This is a genomic window from Cupriavidus sp. UME77, assembly GCF_014170355.1.
GTDB lineage: Bacteria > Pseudomonadota > Gammaproteobacteria > Burkholderiales > Burkholderiaceae > Cupriavidus > Cupriavidus basilensis.
In genome coordinates this window covers 20788-44554 of the sequence record NZ_LZZU01000060.1, presented here as the reverse complement: position 1 = coordinate 44554, position 23767 = coordinate 20788, and the positions used below count along the sequence as shown (strand labels likewise).

The window sequence follows — 23767 nt, the reverse complement described above, 5'->3', positions numbered from 1 at the left end:
TACATCAAGGAAATTCCAACCATGGCTATTGTTGACGTCAAGGTTCCGCAACTCTCTGAATCGGTTGCAGAAGCAACCATGCTGAACTGGAAGAAGAAGCCGGGCGAAGCTGTTGCCCAAGACGAAATCCTGATTGAAATCGAGACCGACAAAGTCGTGCTCGAAGTGCCGGCCCCGTCGGCTGGCGTGCTGTCGCAGATCATCCGCAACGACGGCGATACCGTGGTTGCCGACGAAGTGATCGCCAAGATCGATACCGAAGCCACTGCTGGCGCCGTCGCTCCCGCCGCTGCTGCACCGGCCCCCGCTGCTGCCGCCCCGGCCGCCGCAGCTGCTCCGGCAGCAGCCGGCGCCGTGGCCATGCCTTCGGCAGCCAAGCTGATGGCCGAAGGCGGCCTGTCCGCCGGCCAGGTTGCAGGCACGGGCAAGGATGGCCGCATCACCAAGGGTGACGTGCTGGCCGCGACCGCTGCACCCGCTCCCGCACCGGCCGCCAAGGCAGCACCGGCTCCGGCCGCTGCCAAGCCGGCGCTGCAGCAGGTTGCCGCCCCGGTGGACTTCGCCGCCCTGGGCGACCGCCCGGAAGAGCGCGTGCCGATGAGCCGCCTGCGCGCCCGTATCGCCGAGCGCCTGCTGCAATCGCAAAGCACCAACGCCATCCTCACCACCTTCAATGAAGTGAACATGAAGCCGGTGATGGACCTGCGCAACAAGTACAAGGACCGCTTCGAGAAGGAACACGGCGTGAAGCTGGGCTTCATGTCCTTCTTCGTCAAGGCCGCGGTCCACGCGCTGAAGAAGTTCCCGCTGATCAACGCCTCGATCGACGGCAACGACATCGTCTACCACGGCTACTTCGACATCGGTATCGCCGTGGGCTCGCCGCGTGGCCTGGTGGTGCCTATCCTGCGCAACGCCGACCAGATGAGCCTGGCCGACATCGAAAAGAAGATCGCTGAATTCGGCGCGAAGGCCCGCGACGGCAAGCTGTCGCTGGAAGAGCTGACCGGTGGTACGTTCTCGATCTCCAACGGCGGTACCTTCGGCTCGATGCTGTCGACGCCGATCATCAACCCGCCGCAATCCGCGATCCTGGGCGTGCACGCCACCAAGGACCGCCCGGTGGTGGAAGACGGCCAGATCGTGATCCGTCCGATGAACTACCTCGCCATGTCCTACGACCACCGCATCATCGACGGCCGCGAAGCCGTCCTGGGCCTGGTCGCCATGAAGGACGCGCTGGAAGATCCGGCGCGCCTGCTGCTGGACCTGTAATCATCTGCAAAGCCTGAGGTCTTGCCCGCATTTTTCCCGCCGCGCCTGTCATCGGGCGCGGCACTGGCGGGCATGACGGACCGAAGAGTTGAAAGCGGCCTGGCGGGCGACGTTGCCCCGCCGCGGTTGCAAAAGGAATCTCCATGAGCAAACAATTCGACGTGCTGGTGATCGGTGCCGGCCCCGGCGGCTACATCGCCGCCATTCGTGCCGGCCAGCTGGGCCTGAATGTGGCCTGCTGCGAAGGCAATGCCTACGACGATCCCAAGGACGAACCGCGCCTGGGCGGCACCTGCCTGAACGTGGGTTGCATCCCCTCCAAGGCACTGCTGGCATCCTCGGAAGAATTCGAGAACGTACAGCATCACCTGGGCGACCACGGCATCACGGTTGGCGATGTCAAGGTCGACGTGGCCAAGATGCTCAAGCGCAAGGACGATATCGTCGGCAAGATGACCAAGGGCATCGAGTTCCTGTTCCGCAAGAACAAGGTCACGCTGCTCAAGGGCTACGGCAAGTTCGTCGGCAAGACCGCCGAGGGCTTCCAGGTCGAGGTCGCCGGCAAGGCAGGAACCGAAGTCGTGACGGCCAAGCAGGTCATCGTCGCTACGGGTTCCAAGGCGCGTCACCTGCCGGGCATCGCGGTGGACAACGTGCTGGTCAGCGATAACGAAGGCGCGCTCAAGTTCGCTGGCGTGCCGAAGAAGCTGGGCGTGATCGGCGCTGGCGTGATCGGCCTCGAGCTGGGTTCCGTGTGGCGCCGCCTGGGCGCCGAAGTGACCGTGCTGGAAGCGCTGCCGTCGTTCCTGGGCGCCGCCGACGAAGGCGTGGCCAAGGAAGCGCAGAAGCTGCTGACCAAGCAAGGCCTGAAGTTCAGCCTGGGCGTGAAGGTCAATGAAGTCAAGACCGGCAAGGACAACGTCACCGTCAGCTACACCGACAAGGACGGCGCTGCCCAGACCCTGGAAGTCGATCGCCTGATCGTGTCGGTTGGCCGCGTGCCCAACACCGACAACCTCGGCCTCGACGCCATCGGCCTGGCGGCCGACCAGCGCGGCTTCATCGAGGTGGACGACCACTGCGCGACCAAGGTGCCGGGCCTGTGGGCCATCGGCGACGTGGTGCGTGGTCCGATGCTGGCCCACAAGGCAGAGGACGAAGGCGTGGCGGTTGCCGAGCGCATCGCAGGCCAGAAGCCGCACATCGACTACAACTGCATTCCGTGGGTGATCTACACCTTCCCGGAAATCGCATGGGTGGGCAAGACCGAGCAGCAACTCAAGGCCGAAGGCCGCGAGTACAAGTCGGGCCAGTTCCCGTTCATGGCCAACGGCCGTGCACTGGGCATGGGTCACTCGGAAGGCTTCGTCAAGATGCTGGCCGATGCTAAGACCGATGAGATCCTGGGCGTGCACGTGGTTGCCGCGAATGCGTCGGACCTGATCGCCGAAGCCGTGGTGGCGATGGAGTTCAAGGCCGCCAGCGAAGACATCGGCCGCACCTGCCATCCGCATCCGTCGATGTCGGAAGTCATGCGCGAAGCCGCACTCGCTGTCGACAAGCGCCAGCTCAATATGTAAGGCATCGGCCTTCGTATTGTCGAGTACCGGCGCGCCGCTCCAGCGGCGCGCCGTTTTCGCTTTCGGGGCGGCAGGGGCGAATTGCCCTGTCACGCGCCCCGATCCTCATTCAAGCCGGCGCCTCCCGGCATCCAGCGCAAGCAGTCAGCATGAACGTCCGTGAGTACTACGAGCAGGAACTGAAGCAACGCGGCTACACCACCGACCCCGCGCAGTTGCGCGCCGTCGAGCGCCTGCAGCAATGCTATGACGAGTGGGTGGCCTACAAGAGCCGGCGCAACAGCACGCTGAAAAAGCTGCTGGTGCACCCGGACGTGCCCAAGGGCGTGTACCTGTGGGGCGGGGTAGGACGCGGCAAGTCCTTCCTGATGGACAGCTTCTATACCTGCGTACCGGTGGTGCGCAAGACTCGGCTGCATTTCCACGAATTCATGCGCGAGGTGCATCGCCAGCTCGAAGAGCTGCGCGGGCGCCCGGATCCGCTGGACGAACTGGCCAAGCGCATCGCGCGGCGGTTCCGCCTGATCTGCTTTGATGAGTTCCATGTCAGCGACGTGGCCGATGCGATGATCCTGCACCGCCTGCTGCAGCAGATGTTCGAAAACGGCGTGCAGTTCGTGATGACGTCGAACTACCGGCCGGACCTGCTGTACCCGGACGGCTTGCATCGGGATCGCGTGCTGCCGGCCATCGCGCTGCTGCAGCACAAGCTCGACGTGCTCAATGTCGATGCCGGCATCGATTACCGCAAGCGCGCGCTGGAGCAGGTGGAGGCGTATCACACGCCGCTGGGACCCGAGGCCAGCTCGGCCTTGCGCCATGCCTTTACCGGCATTGCCGGCGTGGCCGACGAATCCCCCATCCTGCATATCGAGCACCGCGAACTGCGCGCGCTGCGCAAGGCGGGCGGGGTGGTCTGGTTCGATTTCAATACGTTGTGCGGTGGCCCGCGCTCGCAGAACGACTACCTGGAGCTCGCCACCGAGTTCCACACGGTGATCCTCTCCGACGTGCCCAGGATGACGCCGCGCATGTCGTCGGAGGCACGCCGTTTCACCTGGCTGATCGACGTGTTCTACGACCACAAGGTCAAGCTGCTGATCTCCGCGGAAGTGCCGGCGGATGAACTCTACACCGAAGGCCAGATGGCCAACGAGTTCAGCCGCACGGTGTCGCGCATCATCGAGATGCAGTCACGCGAATACCTGGAGGCGCCACGCCGCACGGTCGACACCTCGCTGACCTGACACCCAGCGCAAGCGGCGCGCCTTGCGCCGTCTGGCCACCCGCTTGATCTGTATCAATGCGGCTTGCCGCCGGGACTCTTACCATGCAGTTGGTAAAAAAGAGTCCCGATGCCGACTTCCCCAGCCTCTGCCTATCCTGCCCTGCCCAATCCGCCGCTTGCACGCGCCAGCGGCGTGCCTGCGGCCGCCGGGCGTGCGGGCTGCTTCCACTGCGGACAGCCGCTCGTGGCCGGCGAGCCGCCCTTGCATGCCAGCATCAACGGTGAGGAGCAGGCGTTTTGCTGCGGTGGCTGTCAGGCCCTCGCGCAGACACTGCACGCAGCCGGGTTCGGTCATCTCTATGGCGACCAGGTCCGCTTTGCCCGGCCGATCGACGACGCGGCGCGGCGCGAGGCCGAGCCCGTCTGGGCCGCCTACGACACCGAGGAGTTACGGGCCCAGTTCGTGCGCCCGCTGGACGAACGCCGCGCCGAGATTACGCTGGCGCCGGAGAATATCCGCTGCGCCGCCTGCGCCTGGCTGATCGAGCAGCACCTGGGCAGCCTGCCCGGCGTGGAATCGGTGATCGCCAACGTGGCCACGCGTCGCGTGGTGGTGCGCTGGCGCGCGGCCGAGCAGCCGGTCTCTGCCTTGCTCGCCGCGCTGGCCGGGATCGGCTACCTGGCGTGGCCGTTCGAGGTTTCGCGCTCGGACCGGCAGGACCGCCACGCGCGCCGTGGCCTGCTGATGCGCATGGCGGTGGCCATGCTCGGCATGATGCAGGTGATGATGTACGCATGGCCCATCTATACCCATGAAGCCACCATCGATCCCGGCCAGTTGCAGCTGATGCGCTGGGCCAGCCTGGTGCTGACCTTGCCCGTGGTGCTGTACTCGGCCTCGCCGATCTTCGCCGGGGCGTGGCGCGGGCTGCGGCAGCGCCACCTGGGCATGGATGTGCCGGTGGCGCTGGGCGTGGGGGCGGGCTTTATCGCCAGCACCGTGGCGACGCTGCGCGGCACCGGCGAGGTGTACTTCGATTCCGTCACCATGTTTGTGGCGTTCTTGCTGCTGGCGCGCTACCTGGAGCTGCGCGTGCGCCAGGCATCGCGCAGTGGTGCCGAGATGCTGGCGCGGCAACTGCCTGCCACCTGCGAGCGCCTGTGTGCCGAGGGCGGCGCGGGCGAGCGGCTACCGGTGGCACGCCTGCGCGCTGGTGACCTGATCCGCGTCAAGGCGGGCGAGGTGGTGCCCGCCGATGCCACGGTGATCGCCGGCGCGAGCGAGCTCGATGAATCCATGCTGACTGGCGAGAGCCGGCCGGTGCCGCGCGGCATCGGAGATCCCGTGCTGGCAGGTTGCTTCAACACCGCGAGCCCGCTTGAGCTGCGCGTGGCCAAGGTAGGGGCGGGCACCCGGCTGGCGGAGATCGTCGCCGTACTGGACCGCGCGCTGGCCGAGAAGCCGCGCCTGGCCACCGTGGCCGACCGCGTGGCGGGCTGGTTCGTTGCCATCCTGCTGGTGCTGGCGGCCGTCACCGGCGCCGTCTGGTGGGCCTGGATCGATCCCGCGCGCGCGTTGCTTGTGACGGTGGCGGTGCTGGTGGTGAGTTGCCCGTGCGCGCTCTCGCTGGCCACGCCGGCGGCGCTGGCCGCGGCCGGGGCCGCATTGTCGCGCCGCGGCTTGCTGCTCACGCGCGGCCACGCGCTGGAGACCCTGGCCAGCGTCACGGATGTGATGCTCGACAAGACTGGCACGCTCACGCAGGGGCGTTTCGCACTGGTGCGCACGCAGTCCAACGGCGATGCCGATGCCGCCACCTGCCTGCGCCTGGCCGCGGCCATGGAGCGCTCCGGCGAGCACCCGATCGCGCGCGGCATCGTCGAAGCCGCGCAGGCGCAAGGCCTTGCGCACGAGACGCTCGCCATCGACGCCATGCGCAATGTGCCGGGGCAGGGCCTTGAAGCCGATCTGGATGGGCGGCGTTACCGCCTTGGCCGGCGCGAGTTCGTGGAGGCGCTGTGCGAGCACGGCAGCGCCGCCAACTGGCATGCCGAACTCGGCGGCAGCGAGCGCCGCGGCGCCACGCTGGTGTGGCTGGGCAGCGCCGCCGGTGCGCTGGCGGTGTTCGAACTGGCCGATGTGACGCGCGAGCAATCCGCGCGCTTGCTCAACGAATTGTGCGCGCTCGGCGTGACCTGCCATCTCGTCTCGGGCGATACGCCGGCCACCGTCGGCTGGTGGGCCGATCATTTCCAGATCCCGCGCCGCGAGGGCGGCGTCACGCCCGAAGGCAAGCGCGAGTACGTGGCGCGCCTGCAGCGCGGCGGCGCCGTGGTGCTGGCAGTGGGTGACGGCATCAACGATGCGCCCGTGCTGGCGCAGGCGCAAGTCTCGATCGCCATCGGCAGCGGCGCGCCGCTGGCGCAGGCCGGCGCCGACGCGGTGCTGACCCATGGCCGCGTCGCGGAGATCGCGAACGCGCTCAAGATGGCCCGCCGTGCGCGCCGCGTGGTGCGCCAGAACCTCACCTGGGCTTTTGCCTACAACGTGATCGCCATCCCGTTGGCGGCAACCGGCTATGTCACCGCCTGGATGGCGGGCATCGGCATGTCGGTGTCGTCGCTGCTGGTGGTGGCCAATGCCTGGCGCCTGCTGCGCGCCGGCAAGCCCGGAGACTGACGCCATGGACATGCTCTACCTGCTGGTGCCGATGAGCCTGGTGCTGGTCGCGGTGATCGCCGGTGCGCTCTGGTGGGCGCTGCACGCCGGGCAATACGACGATCTCGACCGGCCCGGCGAGGCCATTCTGCTCGACAACGACAAGCCCTGAGTGATCGCGGCAATGCGGCCGTGCCCGCGCGCGGTTGCGTTGCCGTGTGTGCGGATGCGAGACGCCGTTGCACCTGAGTTCCCATGCTTTCCGGTGCGCTTGATACAGATCAAGACAGCTTGCGCGCGCTTTTCCTACAGTCACAACATCAATTCATGTTTATCCAATCTGGGGGTCTGAATGGCTGTCACCGCCGCGTATTCTCGCGCCGACACCTTCAATTACGGCGTTGTGCGGCAGTTTGCCGTCATGACGGTAGTCTGGGGGATTGTCGGTATGGCCGTAGGCGTTCTGCTCGCGGCACAGTTGATCTGGCCGGAGCTTAATTTCAACACGCCATGGCTGTCGTTCGGCCGCTTGCGCCCGCTGCACACCAATGCGGTCATCTTCGCCTTCGGTGGCAGCGCGCTGTTCGCTACTTCGTACTACATCGTGCAGCGCACCTGCCAGGCGCGGCTGTTCTGCGGCCCGCTGGCGGCCTTCACGTTCTGGGGCTGGCAACTGGTGATCGTGGCCGCGGTCATCACGCTGCCGCTGGGCATCACCAGCTCGAAGGAATACGCCGAGCTCGAATGGCCGATCGACATCCTGATCACGCTGGTCTGGGTGGCTTATGCCATTGTGTTCTTCGGCACCATCATGAAGCGCAAGACCCGCCATATCTATGTGGCCAACTGGTTCTTTGGCGCCTACATCCTGACCATCGCCATCCTGCATATCGTCAACAACGCCGAGATGCCGGTGGGCATGTGGAAGTCCTACTCGGCGTATGCCGGCGTGCAGGACGCCATGGTGCAGTGGTGGTACGGCCATAACGCGGTGGGCTTCTTCCTGACCACCAGCTTCCTGGGCATGATGTATTACTTCATCCCCAAGCAGGCCGGCCGCCCGATCTATTCCTACCGCCTGTCGATCGTCCATTTCTGGGCGCTCAACTTCACCTATATGTGGGCTGGTCCCCACCACTTGCAGTTCACCTCGCTGCCGGACTGGGCGCAATCGCTCGGCATGGTGTTCTCGCTGATCCTGCTGGCACCTTCGTGGGGCGGCATGATCAACGGCATCATGACCTTGTCGGGTGCCTGGCACAAGCTGCGCACCGATCCCATCCTCAAGTTCCTGGTGGTGGCGCTGTCGTTCTACGGCATGGCGACCTTCGAGGGCTCGATGATGTCGATCAAGACCGTCAACGCGCTGTCGCACTACACGGACTGGACCATTGGCCACGTGCACTCCGGCGCGCTGGGCTGGGTCGCGATGATCTCGATCGGTTCGCTCTACTACCTGATCCCGCGGCTCTTTGGCGAGAAAGAGATGTACAGCGTGCGCCTGATCGAGCTGCATTTCTGGATCGCCACCATTGGCGTGGTGCTGTACATCGCCTCGATGTGGATCGCCGGCGTGATGGAGGGCCTGATGTGGCGCGCCACCCAGCCCGACGGCACGCTGACCTACGCCTTCGTGGAAGCGGTCAAGGCCAAGTACCCGTTCTACCTGATCCGCTTGCTGGGTGGCTTGTGCTTCCTCTCCGGCATGCTGCTGATGGCATACAACGTGGCCAGGACCATCATCGGCAAGCCTGCCGTGGATGCACTGATCCCGACCAGCGTTTCCGCCTCCGCCCATTGATCATTCCAGGATAGAAACGATGTCCGAAAAACGAAGCTTCTTTACGCACGAGACCCTGGAGAAGAATATCGGGTGGCTGATCATCTGCACCATCCTGGTGGTCAGCATCGCCGGGCTCGTCCAGATCGTGCCGCTGTTCTTCCAGCACTCCACCACCGAGCCCGACGCGGGTATCAAGCCGTATTCCGCGCTGCGCCTGATGGGCCGCGATATCTATATCCGCGAGGGCTGCGTGGGCTGCCATTCGCAGCAGGTGCGCACCTTGCAGGGCGATGTCGAGCGCTATGGCCATTACTCCACGGCGGGCGAGTCGGTCTACGACCATCCCTTCCTGTGGGGCTCCAAGCGTACCGGTCCCGACCTGGCGCGCGTGGGCGGACGTTACTCCGATGACTGGCAGCGCATCCACTTGCGCAATCCGCGCGACGTGGTGCCCGAATCGGTGATGCCGTCCTACCCGTGGCTGGAGAAAACGCCGTTGCAGACCAACGATGTCCGCGACCGCATGCGTGCGCTGCGCCGTCTCGGCGTGCCGTACACCGACGCCGAGATCGAGCAGGCGCCTGCCACGCTGGCCGGCAAGACCGAGGAAGACGCGATGGTCGCCTACCTGCAGGAGCTTGGCATCGCCAAGCGCAATGTGCGGGTCGATACCGCGGCCGCCGCGCAGCCCGCAGCCACGCCGGCCAAGGAGTAAGCCATGGCAATGATCACCGCGTTTTCCACTGTGATCTCGATGGCTGCCTTCATCGCCATCTGCTGGTGGGCCTGGTCGTCCGGGCGCAAGGCCGCCAACCAGGAGTCGGCCATGCTGCCGTTCGCCTTGCCCGACGAGCCGCTGGCCGCACGCCAAGACGCCAGGCCCGATGCCGGCCACCGCGTCGCGCGTCATGCCGGCGGCGCAAACAACACCACGCAGGAACACTGAGTCATGAGCGACTTCTTCACGGATTTCTGGAGCTACTACATTGCCGCCATCGCGCTGGTCGGCATCGTCTGGTGCGTGTGGCTGCTGTTCTCCCAGCGCAAGGTCACCAAGGTTGTGGGCGCGCCCGAGGACACCGGCCACGTGTGGGACGGCGACCTGCGCGAGCTGAACAACCCGCTGCCACGCTGGTGGATGTGGATGTTCCTGCTGGCATGCATCTTTGGCCTGGGTTACCTGGTGCTGTACCCCGGCCTGGGTTCCTACGCCGGCGTGCTCAAGACCTCCAGCCGGGTTGAGCTGGAGGCGCACCGCCAGGCAGCCGAGCAACTGCAGCGCGAGGTCTATGGCAAGTACATGCAGATGGACGTCAAGCAGGTGGCGGCCGACCCGGCGGCGCGCGAGATCGGCCAACGCCTGTTTCTCAACTACTGCGCGCAATGCCACGGCTCCGATGCGCGCGGCAGCCGCGGCTTTCCCAACCTGACCGACAACGACTGGCTGTACGGCGGAGATCCCGAGACCATCACGCAGACCATTACCAAGGGCCGCAACGGCGTGATGCCGTCGTTCGCCTCGACCATCGACGGCAAGCTCGCTGGCGACGTGGCGCAATACGTGCGTTCGCTGTCCGGCCTGTCTTCCGACCCGATCCGCGCCTCGCGCGGCGAGAGCACGTTCAAGTCCACCTGCGCGGCCTGCCATGGCTCCTCCGGCAAGGGCAACCAGGCGCTTGGCGCGCCTAACCTGTCGGACCGCGTGTGGCTGTACGGCAGCTCGGAGGCGAACATCGTCGATGCCATCCTGAAGGGTCATAACAACCATATGCCGGCGCACGAGGAAATCCTCACGCCGGAGCGTATCCGCATGTTGACGGCCTATGTCTGGGGCCTGTCCAACACCGGCGGCGGTGCAGGCGAGGGGGGCAGGCAATGAGCCACCATGCTTGTGCTTGTCAGCCGGGTTCGCACCGCGGCGAGGGTGTTCGCCCATGAACGCCCCCGGACCGGAGCCGCTTGAAAGGAATGGCGCCGCGTGGGCGCCGCTGCGCGCGCCCGCACCTGACTCGGCGGACGCGGAAACGTCGGACGAGACCCTGTACGAAGTCCGCCGCAAGATCTATCCGCGTTCGGTGTCGGGTGCGTTCTCGAGCTGGCGGGTCTGGATGGTGGTCCTGACCCAGCTGTTCTTCTATGGCATGCCCTGGCTGCAGTGGAATGGCCGCCAGGCCATGTTGTTCGATCTCGGCGCGCGCAAGTTCTATATATTCGGCCTGGTGCTGTGGCCCCAGGACGTGATCTACCTTGCCGTGCTGCTGGTGATCTCCGCGGTGTCGCTGTTTCTCTTCACGGCGATCGCGGGGCGGCTGTTCTGCGGCTACGCTTGTCCGCAGACGGTGTACACCGAGATCTTCATGTGGATCGAGCGGCATGTGGAAGGCGACCGCTTTGCCCGCATCCGCCTGGACGGCGACCCCTGGAGCGTACGCAAGCTGCGCCTGAAGGCCACCAAGCACACGCTCTGGATCGTGATCGCGCTATGGACGGGCTTTACCTTCGTCGGCTACTTCTCGCCCATTCGCACGCTCGGCGCGCAGGTGCTGAGCCTCTCGCTGGGTCCGTGGCAGACGTTCTGGATGCTGTTTTACTCGTTTGCCACCTGGGGCAACGCCGGCTTCATGCGCGAGCAGGTCTGCAAGTACATGTGCCCGTATGCGCGCTTCCAGAGCGTGATGGTGGATCGCGACACCTATGTGGTCACCTATGACGTGGGCCGCGGCGAGCCGCGCGGCAGCCGCTCGCGCAAGGCGGACCACAAGGCCGCCGGGCTGGGCTCGTGCGTGAATTGCAGCATCTGCGTGCAGGTCTGTCCTACTGGCATCGATATCCGCGATGGCCTGCAGTACGACTGCATTGGCTGCGGCGCCTGTATCGACGCCTGCAACCAGGTCATGGACAAGATGGCTTACCCGCGCGGGCTGATCCGCTATACGTCCGAGAACGCCATGCGCAGCGCGCTCTCCGAGAGCGTGGCGCGCAAGCGCCTGGTGCGGCCACGCACGGTGATCTACTCGGTGATCTGGCTGGCGCTGGTCGCCGGCTTCATGGCCTCGCTGGCCATGCGTACGCCGCTCAAGGTCGATATCATCCGCGACCGCGGCGCGCTGGGGCGGGAAGTGGAAGGGCGCTGGATCGAGAACGTGTATCGGCTGCAACTGATCAACACGACAGAGGCGCCAATGCGCGTCGCCGTCAGCGCGGGCAGCGATGAGCTCAAGGGCCTGGCCGTGGAATATGATCACGCTGCCGGCAACCTGGAGCCCACGTCCAATCGCCTGATTCCCATCCGGGTGCGCGTGCCGATCGAGTCCGCGGCGCAGGGCACGCACAAGATCGAGGTCACGGTGACCGCGGTGCCCGACGAGGGCGCGGGGGCGCATGGCGCGGAGATTCGACAGAGCACCAGCTTTATCGTGCCGCGCAATCTATGAGGCGGCGGGGGACGCTGGATACACCAATCCGTACGCTACATACGCGATCTAGAACTAGAGGAGGCCAGATGACGCAGCAAAGCAATCCCTGGTGGAAGGAGCCATGGCCGTGGCTGCTGATGAGTGGGCCGTTCGTTGCCATGGTGGCCTGCGGGGTCACGATCTGGCTGGCCATGACCCACCCGGATCCGCCCATTGAGGAAGGGGTCGCTCGCCACGGCCTGGTGGTCGAGAAGGCGGGCAGCGCGCGCCAGGCAGCGCCGGTCGCGGCGCAAGCGAGGTGATCATGAGACTACGCTGGCTGATGTGGGTGCTGTGGCCCGCTTTCCTGGTCGCCGGGCTGACGACCGCGCTGGTATTCTCCATGGTCGATCCCGGTGACCTGCGCTTCTTCGGCCAGCCGGTCGAGGCATCGCGGGAGGCGGTCTACACCGTGGGCTTCCTGATCGCGTGGGTGCTGTGCTCGCTGTCGAGCGGCTTGACGCTGTACACCATGCCCACGCGGCTGGCGGACACGGACGAGCTGGAGTGATTGTGATGCGCGCCTTGCCGGTTCAGGCCAGCAGGCGCGGCATCGCGGCGATCCGCCGCGGGCGAGGGCGGCGCGCGACGAGCGCGTCAGCAGGACTTGTTGACGATCTGCTTGATCCCCACCATGTCGACCAGCTTGACGTGGCGCTGGCGAATCTGGATCAGGCCGGCTTCCGCAAAGCGCGAGAACAGGCGGCTGACAGTTTCGAGCTTGAGCCCCAGGTAGCTGCCGATTTCCTCGCGGCTCATGCGCAGCACAAATTCGGAGGCCGAATAGCCGCGCGCGGACAAGCGCTCGGACAGGTTGATCAGGAAAGCGGCAAGCCGCTCCTCGGCGCGCATCGATCCGAGCGTGATCAACATGACCTGGTCCTGCGAGATCTCCTTGCTCATCAGGCGCATGAACTGATGCTGCAGGGAAGGCAGGACGTTGGACAGCGTCTGGAGATCGCCAAAGCGCACCACGCAGACTTCGGTATCTTCCAGCGCGGTGGCGTCCGACGCGTGCTGCATCTCGCCAAGGCCGTCGAGGCCGACGACTTCGCCGGGAAGGTGGAAGCCCGTGATCTGCGAGCGGCCGTCTTCCATTGTCAGGTGGGTCTTGAGCGTGCCGAAGCGGATCGCGTAGACGGCGGTGAGAGGGTCGCCGAGGCGGTACAGGGTTTCGCCCTTGCGTACGCGCACCCGGTCCTGGACCAGCGTATCCATCTTTTCGAGGTCCTGCTGCGACATGCCGACGGGCAGGCAGAGCTGGCCGAGCGAGCAAGTGGAGCAGCGGGGCGACATCTCGGTAATGGGAATGGTGGTGAGCAATTGGGGCCTGTCGGTTTAGCGCAGTCAATCAAGCGCGATGTGGCAGGCGCATTGAGTTGAGAGCTTGACGTTGAGAGTCGTCGGTTGGAAGCGCTATCCACATCGGCCTGGCGCGCGGGTCTTGCGGCAGTGCGCTATCTGTGCAGCGCGGCTTGCCGTGCCCGTCGTCATGTTTTGCGAGCGCGCTGATGTACGCGGGCGCCAAGCTTCATGTTGATAGCGCCTCTTGGAGCTGCGGGGGCGCGTTCTCCGCATTTTACCGCGCCGGACGTTGCGATTGTGTGATTGGGAGGAGAAGTTGACCATAGGCGTGCTTATCAGCGTATTTACCCTGGCTTTGCTGGGCGGCGTGCACTGCGCCGCCATGTGCGGCGGGATCGCGCTGGCGGCGGAGCAGGGCGGCGTTGCGCGCGTGCCTGCCACGGTGCTCCGGCGTCCCGGCCATTGGTTGCTGGAACTGCTTGTCATGCATGCCGGGCGGCTGAGCATGTATGCGGTGCTGGGAGGCTTGCTGGGCGCCCTTGGCGCTGGCGTCTGGAAGGCACAGTACCTGCCGCTGCAGCGCTGGTTGTTCGGGATCGGCAGTGTGATGCTGGCATTGTCGGGCTTGTGGATGTTGCGCGGGCGCACCACGGGTACGGGTTGGCTGGAGCGGCTCGCCGCCCGGGGCGCGGGTGGATTGCTGCGCGGCCTTGGCGCTATCGGGGCGCGCTTGCCAGCTGTGGCTCGGGCGCATGGGCAGGGCCGCTTGCTGCGCCGCTACGGCATGGGGCTAGCCTGGGGGCTGGTCCCGTGCGGCATGGTGTACGGTGCTCTTGCCATGGCGTTGCTGGCCGGCAATGCCCCGTCGGGCGCGCTGGTGATGGCCGTGTTTGGCCTGGGCACCCTGCCGAACCTGCTGGTGATCTCGGGCCTGTCCGGCTATCTCAGGCAGCTTTCGCGGCGCCCGGCGTTGCGCGCTGGCGCTGGCCTTGCGGTGGTGGCCTTTGGCTTGGCCGGGGTGGCGCGCGCGCTGCTTTTACCTGAGACGCTTGCCGCGCATGGATTCTGCCTGGTCTTCTGAAGCGCTGTTTCGTGGTGTATCTGTCACTTCCTCGCTGAGGTAGCTGTGCGAATCGGTTGCAGGTTTGCCAGGGAATGCCATACAATCGCAAGAACAGCGATATCGCGCAGCGTATTTCATCGTGGCATCGTCAGGTAGCATCCGCTGCTCAGGGATGCATGCCAGGAACACCCAGGCAGGCATCAGCGCCAGGGACCGTTCCCCATCCGCCGTCCGGTTCAAAAGATTCGGTTCAAAAGACCAGCCACGGCAGGGCGGGGTGAAATAGGCCAGCAGGCCCGATATCCGTATTTTCTTGCACCCGGTGCGTTCGATGATAAACGCCGCGCCGGACAGGTCCGCCACATCAGGGGGAAGGCGCGACGCAAGGGCTCCGTCGACTGGCAGTTAAAGCCGGTGGCCGGGCGATCTCCTGCCGGTCAGGTCCGGCACCCGATGCAATAAAAGAAGGCGCACGGCTGGCATGCATCAAGCATGCGGTTGGCTGCGCGGCCAGATGGCGGTGGCAATCCCTACCGCTGAACCCGCAATCTCCAGTGCGCCCGGGATCAACCGGGGCGCAGGTGCAAAGACAGGCTGCACGCAATCAACATGAATACCCAAGAGGCGAAGATCGTCCTCGAGACCGCGCTGATCTGCGCGCAGGAACCCTTGCGCGTCAATGACTTGCGCCGGCTGTTTGCCGACGACGTCGGTGCCGACACCATTCGCGTGCTGCTGGAAGAGCTGCGCCGCGACTGGGAGCAACGCGGCGTGGAACTCGTGGCACTGGCCAGTGGCTGGCGTTTCCAGAGCCGCCCTGTCATGCGCGAGTACCTGGATCGGCTGAATCCAGAAAAGCCGCCCAAGTACTCCCGCGCCGTGATGGAGACGCTGGCGATCATCGCCTACCGGCAACCGGTCACGCGGGGCGATATCGAGGAAATCCGCGGTGTCGCGGTCAGCACCGAAGTCGTGAAGAAGCTCGAGGACCGCAGCTGGATCGAGGTGATCGGCCACCGTGACGTGCCCGGGCGGCCTGCGCTTTATGCCACCACCAAGAACTTCCTTGATGACCTCGGCCTGCGCACGCTCGATGAATTGCCGCCGCTGGAAGACATCCAGGCCCAGGCGCAGGTCGCAATGCTGAATCAGGAGCCGATCGACTTCGAGGCGCTGGGCACGGTGCCGGCGGATAGCGACGAAGAGGCATTCGCGGAACCTGGCGATGATCAGGCCGGCGCTGCCGCGCTGGTTGTGGCGGATGCCGGGGAGGGTGAATCGACCCCTTCAGGCGTGGTTGCCCCCGACGGTCTAGCGGCCGGCGCCACGGACGGCATTGCCGATTTGGTGGATGCGTTTGAAAGGAAGGAGGCCTTGGCGCAAGTAGAGGCTGGGTTCACACCCACGCCCGAGGCCGAGGCGGAAGTGCCGGCTACGCCCGAGCCAGACGGTAAGCCAGGGAGCGAGCCGGTGGTCGCCGAGCCCGCCGGCACGCGGTCCGGCGACGCAGCCGAGGAGCAAGCCGTCGAAGACGGTGAAACAAATGAGCAAACGGACACGCCCGCCAACGGTTACCACGTACAAGTGGCCTCCGGCGAGCAGGCGTCCGAAGTCCCGGGGGCGTCCACGACGAATCCGGCGCACCCCAGCGAGCACGACGAGCACGACCAGCGCGTGTCCAACTGAACACCATGCAACATCCGAATGTGAATACCTTGTCCGATTCTGATCAAGACGTCCGCCAGGCGGATACGCCGGCCGGCGATGCCGGCAATGGCACCGATGGCGCGCCGCGCCGCAAGGGCCTGCGCCGTGGCTTGCGCAATCTGGTGGCCACGCGCCGCCAGGCCGCGCAGGACCGCGATGGCGACCGTGCCGCGGACGGCGGGGCGGCAATCCCTGCGAGCAGCCCCGATGCGGGTGCCGCGCAGGACGCGCGTGGCGACGGCGCAAGGAAGGGGCGTACGCGTGGCAAGCGCAAGCCCGCGGAAGGCGAGGCTGTGCAGGCAGGCGAGCAGCAGGGCGAGCGCCCGGCGCCGCGAGGCCGCCGCAACTTCAGCGGTGACGCTGCCGAAGGTGTAAGCGAAGCCGCGGGCGAGCGCCAGCGCGATGGCGCTCGCACCAACCCGAATGGGAGCGGCGCCCGCAAGCGCAAGCCGCAGCAAGGCCAGCAGCCGCAAGGCGCGGCCCGCCGCGGCGGCGCCGAAGGGCAGCAAGGCGGCCCGCGCCAGCAAGGCAAGGGCGGCAAGGGCAAGGGCGGGGCGCAGCGCCCGGCCGCGGGTGTGCCCGAGAAGGCGCCCGCCGCCGCTGCGAGCGGTGAGGACCTGTTCCGCTTTGTCATTTCCGGTCAGTATGACCAGGAAGAGTCGAGCGGTCCGCAGGCCCGGGTCAAGCCGGTGCGCGAACTGTCCGCAGACGACGATGCGCCAAAGCTGCACAAGGTGCTCGCCGAAGGTGGGCTGGGCTCACGCCGGGAAATGGAAGAGCTGATTCTTCAGGGCCGGGTTTCGGTCAATGGCCTGCCTGCCCACATCGGCCAGCGCATCCTGCCGGCCGACCAGGTCCGGGTCAACGGCAAGCTGATCCACCGCCGTGTGTCGTCCAAGCCGCCGCGCGTGCTGCTGTATCACAAGCCGTCCGGCGAGATCGTCAGCCAGTCGGATCCGGAAGGCCGCCCGACCGTGTTCGACAGCCTGCCGCGCATCAAGGCAGGGAAGTGGGTGGCCGTGGGCCGCCTCGACTTCAACACCGAGGGTTTGCTGATCTTTACCTCCTCGGGCGATATCGCCAACAAGTTCATGCATCCGCGCTACGGTGTGGAGCGCGAATATGCGGTCCGCACACTGGGTGAACTGGCTGAGGCCGATCGCCAGCGCCTGCTGCATGGCATCAAGCTCGAAGATGGGGAGGCTAATTTCCTGCGCATCGCGGACGGTGGTGGCGAAGGCATCAACCACTGGTACCACGTGGCGCTGACCGAAGGCCGCAACCGCGAAGTGCGCCGCATGTTCGAGGCCGTCGGGCTGACCGTGTCGCGCCTGATTCGTACCCGTTACGGCCAGTTCCTGCTGCCGCGCGGCCTGAAGCGCGGCCGCTGGCAAGAACTCGCGGCGGACGACGTGCGCGCGCTGATGGCATCCATCGGCCTGAAGGCGCCGTCCAAGGGGGATAGCGGTCCCCGCGGCGGCAGTAAGGTGGGTGGGCGCCAGCAGCGCACCGAGGCAGCCATTGCCGGCATGCCGATGCCGACCGGCATGGACGGCCTGCCGCGCGTCAATCGCGGCAACGGCCCGCGCGGCAGCGGCGCTGGCCGCGGCCAGCCGGATCCGATGCAAACGTCGATGGGCTACATCGGTGGCCCGACCCTGCTGACGTCCCATACGACCAAGCTGGGCGGCGGTGCGGCGGGTTCCCCCCGCGGCCCGGGCGGCCAGGGCCGCGGCGGCCGCAGTGGTGGCCGTGGCGCTGGCATGGGTGGTATGGGCGGCATGGGTGGCATGGGTGGCGGTCAGAATCGTTCCCAGCGCCGCGGTGGTGGCGAAGCCAATGGGAATGTGATGCCGCAGGCCGGCAAGCCCAACGGCAACCGCCGTCCTCGTGGCGGTGGCCGCGACGGCAATCGTTGAGTGATGCGAGGCAGGGCGCCTTGGGCGGGCCTGGCAGGGAAAAGAGCGGCACGGGCCGCATCCCTGTCTTGCCAAAGCCGGGTGCCTTTGCCTTTTGCACCGCGACAGCGTATAATCAAAGTCTATTCAAAAGTCATCCTGCAAAAGGGTGGGCGAATGATGGGCATTGCGCCCATTTTTTTTTGCTTCGCCCGTTTCGTGTGCTTGCCGTGTTTCGCGGCGCGCCGGTCGGGATGACTGGCAGGCAAGCTGGCTGAAGCCGTCATCCAAGACGGCCGTGCCGATGGGCTGGGTCTGCCACGGTATTGATGGCCATTATTCGGGAATACAGTGCATCTGGCAGATTTGATCGAAACCACCCTGAACGGCATGGGGTACGAGCTGGTTGAGCTCGAGCGCGCTCCAGGCGGACTCATGCGCGTCTATATCGATCAGCCTGAAACCGGCATCGTCATTGAGGATTGCGAGAAGGTAAGCCGTCAGCTTACCCACGTGCTCACCGTCGAGAACATCGACTACGAGCGCCTCGAAGTGTCCTCGCCGGGGCTGGACCGGCCGCTCAAGAAACTGGCTGACTTCGTCCGCTTCGCGGGCCAGGAAGCCAGGGTTACCTTGCGCCTTCCGGTCAACGGGCAGAAGAACTTCGTCGGCATCCTGCAGACGCCTACCGGTGAGCCGGGGGCAGAGCAGATTGGCCTCGAGTTCGAAGGCCAGAACGGCACGGCGCTGCTGGAATTCACCATATCCGATGTTGATCGCGCACGCCTGGTGCCGGTGATCGACTTCAAAGGAAATCAGAAAAAAGGGAACAAGCAATGAGCCGCGAAGTTCTGTTGCTCGTCGATGCGCTTGCGCGTGAGAAGAACGTCGACAAGGATGTGGTATTCGGTGCGCTGGAAGCGGCACTCGCTTCGGCAACCAAGAAGCGTTTCGAGGAAGACGTGGATATTCGCGTCGCCATCGATCGTGAGTCCGGTGAGCACGAGACGTTCCGCCGCTGGCTTGTAGTCCCCGATGAACAGGGTCTGCAGGAGCCGGACAAGCAAATCCTCATGTTCGAGGCCCGTGAGCAGGATCCGGACATCCAGCTGGATGAGTTTGTCGAAGAGCAGATCGAGTCGGTCGAGTTCGGCCGTATCGGTGCGCAAGCCGCCAAGCAGGTGATCCTGCAGAAGATCCGTGACGCCGAGCGCGAGCAGATCCTCAACGATTACCTCGATCGTGGCGAGAAGGTCATGACCGGCACGGTCAAGCGTGCCGACAAGAAGGGCCTGATCGTCGAGTCCGGCCGCGTGGAAGCGCTGCTGGCCCGCGACCAGATCATCCCCAAGGAAAACCTGCGCACCGGCGACCGTGTCCGCGCATATATCCTGAATGTGGATCGCACCGCACGCGGCCCGCAGATCGAGCTCTCGCGCACCGCGCCCGAGTTCCTGATCAAGCTGTTCGAGAACGAAGTGCCGGAGATGGAGCAGGGCCTGCTGGAAATCAAGGCAGCTGCTCGCGACCCCGGCGTGCGCGCCAAGATCGCCGTGGTGGCGCATGACAAGCGTATCGATCCGATCGGTACCTGCGTCGGCGTGCGCGGCACGCGGGTGACCGCGGTCCGTAACGAGATTGGCGGCGAAGCGGTCGACATCGTGCTGTGGTCGGAAGACCCGGCGCAGTTCGTGATTGGCGCCCTGGCGCCGGCACAAGTACAGTCGATTGTGGTAGACGAAGAAAAGCACAGCATGGACGTGGTGGTCGACGAGGAAAACCTCGCCGTCGCCATCGGCCGCAGTGGTCAGAACGTACGCCTGGCGTCCGAGCTGACCGGCTGGCAGATCAACATCATGACGCAGGAAGAATCGGCACAGAAGCAAGCCGAGGAAAGCGACGTGGTGCGCAAGTTGTTCATGGCCAAACTGGACGTGGACGAAGAAGTGGCTGACATCTTGATCGACGAAGGTTTCTCCACGCTGGAAGAAGTGGCCTATGTGCCCATCAGCGAGATGTTGGAAATCGACGCCTTCGATGAAGATACCGTCAACGAGCTGCGCAACCGCGCCCGCGATGCGCTCTTGACGATGGAACTGGCCCGGGAAGAAAAGGTGGAAGAGGTGTCGCAGGATCTGCGCTCGCTCGACGGCCTGACCCCGGAACTGATCGGCAAGCTGGCCGAAGGCAATATCCACACGCGTGACGAACTGGCCGAATTGGCCGTCGACGAACTCGTCGACATGGTTGGTCTTGGCGAGGATGATGCCCGCGCGCTGATCATGAAAGCACGGGAACATTGGTTTAACTGAGGGACACGCTCACGTAGTGCTTTTCCAGGCTGCTTGAGCGCGCATTCCACACACAATTGTCCCGACGTATAACCAAGCATTGAAAGGGTTTGAATGGCAAGCACAACAGTTGCCCAACTGGCCGCAGAACTGAGCCGCAGCGCAGCTGCCCTGCTGGAACAATTGCAGGCAGCTGGGGTGGGCAAGGTGACGCCTGACGACATCATCACCGAATCCGACAAGACCAAGTTGCTGGATTACCTCAAGCGTTCCCACGGGGCGGCCGATGACAGCGCGCGCAAGAAGATCACGTTGACCAAGCGTGAGACCTCCGAGATCCGCCAGGCTGATTCCACCGGCAAGACTCGCACGGTGCAGGTCGAGGTGCGCAAGAAGCGCGTCCTGATCAAGCGCGACGAGGCTTCCACCGATGGCGCCGATGGCCACGAAGTGGTCGAGCTGCCGGTCGATGCGGCCGAGCAGGCACGCCAGGACGAGGAAGATCGTCTGCAGGCCGAATTGCTGGCACGCCAGGAAGCCGAGTCGAAGGCGCGCCAGGAGGCCGCCGAACGCGAGGAGGCCGAGCGTCGCGCCAAGCAGGAAGCGCTGGAGGCCGAAGAACGCCGCCAGGCTGAGCTCGCCGCCCGCAAGGCGGAAGAGGAAGCTGCCGCCCTGCGCGCAGCCGCTACTGCCAAGGCGCCGGAAGACGACGATTCGCGCAAGAAGGCCGAAGACGAAAAGGCTCGCCTGGCCGCCGAACGCGCTGCCGCGCAGAAGGCCGCCGATGACGCCAAGCAGGCTGCCGACAAGGCGCGTGCCGAACAGGATGCGGCGCGCAAGCGCCGCGAGGCCGCCGAAGCCGAAGCCCGTGCCATTCAGCAGATGCTGAATGCGCCGGCGCGCGTGCTCAAGGCGCCGTCGGAACGCAAGGCTGAAGAAAAGAAGGCCGAGCAGACCGGCACGCTGCACAAACCGGTCAAGCCGCCTGGCACCGAAGTCAAGAAAGACGAGAAGAAGCCCGCAACGACCACGGCCACTGCTACCACCACCGTCGACAAGAAGACCGGCAAGGTTGTGAAGGCGGGGACTTCCTCGACCTGGCAGGACGAAGGCTCGAAGAAGAAGGGCAGCGGCCTGAAGACCCGCGGCGATTCGTCGGGTGGCGTTGGCGGCTGGCGCGGCGGTCCGCGCGGCCGTGGCAACCGTCACCAGCAAGACGATCGCGGCACGAATTTCCAGGCCCCGACGGAACCGGTGGTGCGCGAAGTGCACATCCCCGAGACCATTTCGGTGGCCGACCTGGCGCACAAGATGGCCGTCAAGGCTTCCGAGGTCATCAAGCAGATGATGAAGCTCGGCCAGATGGTGACCATCAACCAAGTGCTGGACCAGGAAACCGCCATGATCGTGGTGGAAGAAATGGGCCACAAGGCGTTTGCCGCCAAGCTGGACGATCCGGAAGCGCTGCTGGTCGTGGGTGGTGAAGACCACACCGACGCCGAGCAGCTGCCGCGTCCGCCGGTGGTGACCGTGATGGGTCACGTCGACCACGGCAAGACCTCGCTGCTGGACTACATCCGCCGTGCCAAGGTTGCGGCGGGCGAAGCCGGCGGGATTACGCAGCACATCGGTGCCTACCATGTGGAAACCGAGCGCGGCGTGATCACCTTCCTGGACACCCCGGGTCACGAGGCCTTCACGGCCATGCGTGCTCGCGGTGCCAAGGCAACCGACATCGTGATCCTGGTGGTCGCGGCCGACGACGGCGTGATGCCGCAGACGAAGGAAGCCATTGCCCACGCCAAGGCGGCGGGCGTGCCCATCGTGGTCGCGATCAACAAGATCGACAAGCCTGAAGCCAACCCGGACCGCGTCAAGCAGGAACTGGTGGCCGAGCAGGTGCTGCCGGAAGAGTACGGCGGTGATTCGCCGTTCGTTCCGGTGTCCGCCAAGACCGGCGCCGGCATCGACGACCTGCTCGAGCAAGTGCTGCTGCAGGCCGAAGTGCTGGAACTGAAGGCGCCGGTGGACGCCCCGGCCAAGGGCCTGGTGGTGGAGGCTCAGCTGGACAAGGGCAAGGGCCCGATCGCGACCATCCTGGTCACCAGCGGCACGCTCAAGCGTGGCGATGTGGTGCTGGCTGGCAGCGCTTATGGCCGTGTTCGCGCCATGCTGGACGAAACCGGCAAGCCGACCAAGGAAGCCGGTCCCTCGATTCCGGTCGAGATCCAGGGCCTGTCCGAAGTGCCGGCGGCTGGTGAAGAAGTGCTGGTGCTGCCGGACGAGCGCAAGGCGCGCGAAATTGCGCTGTTCCGTCAAGGCAAGTACCGCGACGTCAAGCTGGCCAAGCAGCAGGCGGCCAAGCTGGAAACGATGCTGGAGCAGATGAGCGAAGGCGAAGTGCAGACGCTGCCGTTGATCGTCAAGGCCGACGTTCAGGGTTCGCAGGAAGCACTGGTGCAATCGCTGCAGAAGCTTTCCACCGAAGAAGTGCGCGTACAGATCGTGCACGGCGGCGTGGGCGGCATCTCGGAGTCGGACGTCAACCTGGCTACGGCCTCGAAGGCTGTCATCATCGGCTTCAACGTGCGTGCCGATGCTGGCGCGCGCAAGCTGGCCGAGAACAACGGCATCGATATTCGCTACTACAACATCATTTACGATGCGGTAGACGAGATCAAGGCGGCAATGTCGGGCATGCTGGCACCGGAAAAGCGCGAAGTCACGCTGGGTACGGTCGAAGTGCGCCAGGTCTTCCGCGTGCCGAAGATTGGCGCGGTGGCTGGTTGTATGGTCACCGACGGGTTGGTCAAGCGTACCGCCCTGGTACGGGTGCTGCGCAACAACGTGGTCATCCATACCGGCGAGCTTGATTCGCTCAAGCGCTTCAAGGATGACGTCAAGGAAGTCAAGCAAGGCTTCGAGTGCGGTTTGTCGATCAAGAACTTCAACGACGTTCAGGAAGGCGACCAGCTCGAAGTGTATGAAATCACCGAGGTGGCGCGCACGCTGTAAGGCGTGTTGCGGGCGGCGGGCCAACTGGCCCGCCGCTGCCCTTCTCGACAGCAAGCGTATTGAATGGCCAAGAAAGGCAATATCTCCTCTCGTAATCTCCGGATTTCCGACCAGATCCAGCGCGACCTGGCCGAGATGATCCAGCGTGAGCTGCGCGATCCCCGCCTGGGGCTCGTCACACTGCAGTCGGTCACGCTGACCCCCGACTACGCGCACGCCAAGGTGTACTTCACCGTCCTGGCGGCTGATGCCGCGGAAGTGGAGGGCATTCTCAACGAAAAGTCCGGTTACCTGCATTCGCTGCTTTACAAGCGGTTGCATATCCATACCGTGCCGACGCTGCGCTTCTTCCACGATACCTCGGTGGAACAAGCGATCGAGATGTCCAAGCTGATCAAAGAAGCCAACTCCACGCGCGCAAAAGAAGACTGAAAGACGGCCCGTAACCACGGGCCGTTTTCTTGTTGGCGCTGGTTGCTTCGCGTCTCCTTTGTCCCTGTCTGTCGCG

General features: G+C 65.1%; 19 protein-coding genes and 1 pseudogene. 19 read left to right on the top strand and 1 reads right to left on the bottom strand.

Annotation, left to right across the window (positions count from 1 at the left end; genetic code table 11):
- Positions 1 to 21 precede the first annotated feature (21 nt).
- From odhB to A9975_RS23880, 12 genes and pseudogenes are all read left to right on the top strand, one after another.
- Positions 22 to 1275: a 2-oxoglutarate dehydrogenase complex dihydrolipoyllysine-residue succinyltransferase gene (gene odhB / locus A9975_RS23935; RefSeq protein ID WP_183034984.1), complete on the top strand. Its 1254-nt coding sequence runs from the start codon at positions 22 to 24 to the stop codon at positions 1273 to 1275.
- Positions 1276 to 1418: 143 nt separating this feature from the next.
- Entirely contained in the window at positions 1419 to 2855 is a 1437-nt protein-coding gene (lpdA, locus tag A9975_RS23930; RefSeq protein ID WP_150990985.1) for a dihydrolipoyl dehydrogenase, read from the top strand.
- Between the two features lie 149 nt (positions 2856 to 3004).
- Positions 3005 to 4102 carry a cell division protein ZapE gene (gene zapE / locus A9975_RS23925; protein ID WP_043347352.1) on the top strand — a complete coding sequence of 366 codons (1098 nt, stop codon included), beginning with the start codon at positions 3005 to 3007 and terminating at the stop codon, positions 4100 to 4102.
- A gap of 108 nt (positions 4103 to 4210) precedes the next feature.
- The gene (locus tag A9975_RS23920; protein WP_183034983.1) at positions 4211 to 6763 is read left to right on the top strand and encodes a heavy metal translocating P-type ATPase; all 2553 of its coding nucleotides are present in this window, start codon (positions 4211 to 4213) and stop codon (positions 6761 to 6763) included.
- A gap of 4 nt (positions 6764 to 6767) precedes the next feature.
- Entirely contained in the window at positions 6768 to 6914 is a 147-nt protein-coding gene (gene ccoS / locus A9975_RS23915; RefSeq protein ID WP_006162067.1) for a cbb3-type cytochrome oxidase assembly protein CcoS, read from the top strand.
- 180 nt (positions 6915 to 7094) lie between these two features.
- Positions 7095 to 8543, top strand: coding sequence for a cytochrome-c oxidase, cbb3-type subunit I (gene ccoN, locus A9975_RS23910; RefSeq protein ID WP_006162068.1), 1449 nt, complete (start codon positions 7095 to 7097; stop codon positions 8541 to 8543).
- A gap of 19 nt (positions 8544 to 8562) precedes the next feature.
- Positions 8563 to 9240 (top strand): cytochrome-c oxidase, cbb3-type subunit II, encoded by a 678-nt coding sequence (gene ccoO / locus A9975_RS23905; protein ID WP_150990991.1) that lies wholly within the window; start codon positions 8563 to 8565, stop codon positions 9238 to 9240.
- Between the two features lie 3 nt (positions 9241 to 9243).
- Positions 9244 to 9378, top strand: a pseudogene (locus A9975_RS38590) (cbb3-type cytochrome oxidase subunit 3); the annotation flags it as partial.
- Positions 9379 to 9474: 96 nt separating this feature from the next.
- Complete coding sequence (ccoP, locus tag A9975_RS23895) at positions 9475 to 10404, top strand: cytochrome-c oxidase, cbb3-type subunit III (protein WP_183034982.1); 930 nt, start codon at positions 9475 to 9477, stop codon at positions 10402 to 10404.
- Positions 10405 to 10459: 55 nt separating this feature from the next.
- Complete coding sequence (gene ccoG, locus A9975_RS23890) at positions 10460 to 11959, top strand: cytochrome c oxidase accessory protein CcoG (RefSeq protein ID WP_183034981.1); 1500 nt, start codon at positions 10460 to 10462, stop codon at positions 11957 to 11959.
- Positions 11960 to 12027: 68 nt separating this feature from the next.
- On the top strand, positions 12028 to 12243 hold the full coding sequence (locus A9975_RS23885; protein ID WP_183034980.1) for a hypothetical protein: 216 nt from the start codon (positions 12028 to 12030) through the stop codon (positions 12241 to 12243).
- Positions 12244 to 12245: 2 nt separating this feature from the next.
- The gene (locus A9975_RS23880; RefSeq protein ID WP_043421572.1) at positions 12246 to 12491 is read left to right on the top strand and encodes a hypothetical protein; all 246 of its coding nucleotides are present in this window, start codon (positions 12246 to 12248) and stop codon (positions 12489 to 12491) included.
- Positions 12492 to 12577: 86 nt separating this feature from the next.
- Here A9975_RS23880 and fnr read toward each other — a convergent pair whose 3' ends face one another.
- The gene (gene fnr, locus A9975_RS23875; protein ID WP_150990999.1) at positions 12578 to 13303 is read right to left on the bottom strand and encodes a fumarate/nitrate reduction transcriptional regulator Fnr; all 726 of its coding nucleotides are present in this window, start codon (positions 13301 to 13303) and stop codon (positions 12578 to 12580) included.
- 298 nt (positions 13304 to 13601) lie between these two features.
- Between fnr and A9975_RS23870 the strand changes: the two genes are divergently transcribed.
- The 7 genes from A9975_RS23870 (at position 13602) to rbfA (ending at position 23691) form a co-directional block, all read left to right on the top strand.
- Complete coding sequence (locus A9975_RS23870; protein WP_183034979.1) at positions 13602 to 14366, top strand: sulfite exporter TauE/SafE family protein; 765 nt, start codon at positions 13602 to 13604, stop codon at positions 14364 to 14366.
- Positions 14367 to 14957: 591 nt separating this feature from the next.
- Positions 14958 to 16034: an SMC-Scp complex subunit ScpB gene (gene scpB / locus A9975_RS23865; RefSeq protein ID WP_183034978.1), complete on the top strand. Its 1077-nt coding sequence runs from the start codon at positions 14958 to 14960 to the stop codon at positions 16032 to 16034.
- A 5-nt stretch (positions 16035 to 16039) separates the two neighbouring features.
- Positions 16040 to 17974 carry a 23S rRNA pseudouridine(2605) synthase RluB gene (gene rluB, locus A9975_RS23860; RefSeq protein WP_183034977.1) on the top strand — a complete coding sequence of 645 codons (1935 nt, stop codon included), beginning with the start codon at positions 16040 to 16042 and terminating at the stop codon, positions 17972 to 17974.
- 330 nt (positions 17975 to 18304) lie between these two features.
- Entirely contained in the window at positions 18305 to 18793 is a 489-nt protein-coding gene (gene rimP / locus A9975_RS23855; RefSeq protein WP_043347318.1) for a ribosome maturation factor RimP, read from the top strand.
- Positions 18790 to 20265: a transcription termination factor NusA gene (gene nusA, locus A9975_RS23850; RefSeq protein WP_043347317.1), complete on the top strand. Its 1476-nt coding sequence runs from the start codon at positions 18790 to 18792 to the stop codon at positions 20263 to 20265. Before rimP ends, nusA begins: the two co-directional genes overlap by 4 nt.
- Before the next feature lie 93 nt (positions 20266 to 20358).
- Positions 20359 to 23259 (top strand): translation initiation factor IF-2, encoded by a 2901-nt coding sequence (infB, locus tag A9975_RS23845; protein WP_183034976.1) that lies wholly within the window; start codon positions 20359 to 20361, stop codon positions 23257 to 23259.
- Positions 23260 to 23322: 63 nt separating this feature from the next.
- Positions 23323 to 23691, top strand: a complete 369-nt coding sequence (gene rbfA, locus A9975_RS23840; protein WP_006162086.1) for a 30S ribosome-binding factor RbfA — start codon at positions 23323 to 23325, stop codon at positions 23689 to 23691.
- Positions 23692 to 23767: the final 76 nt, after the last annotated feature.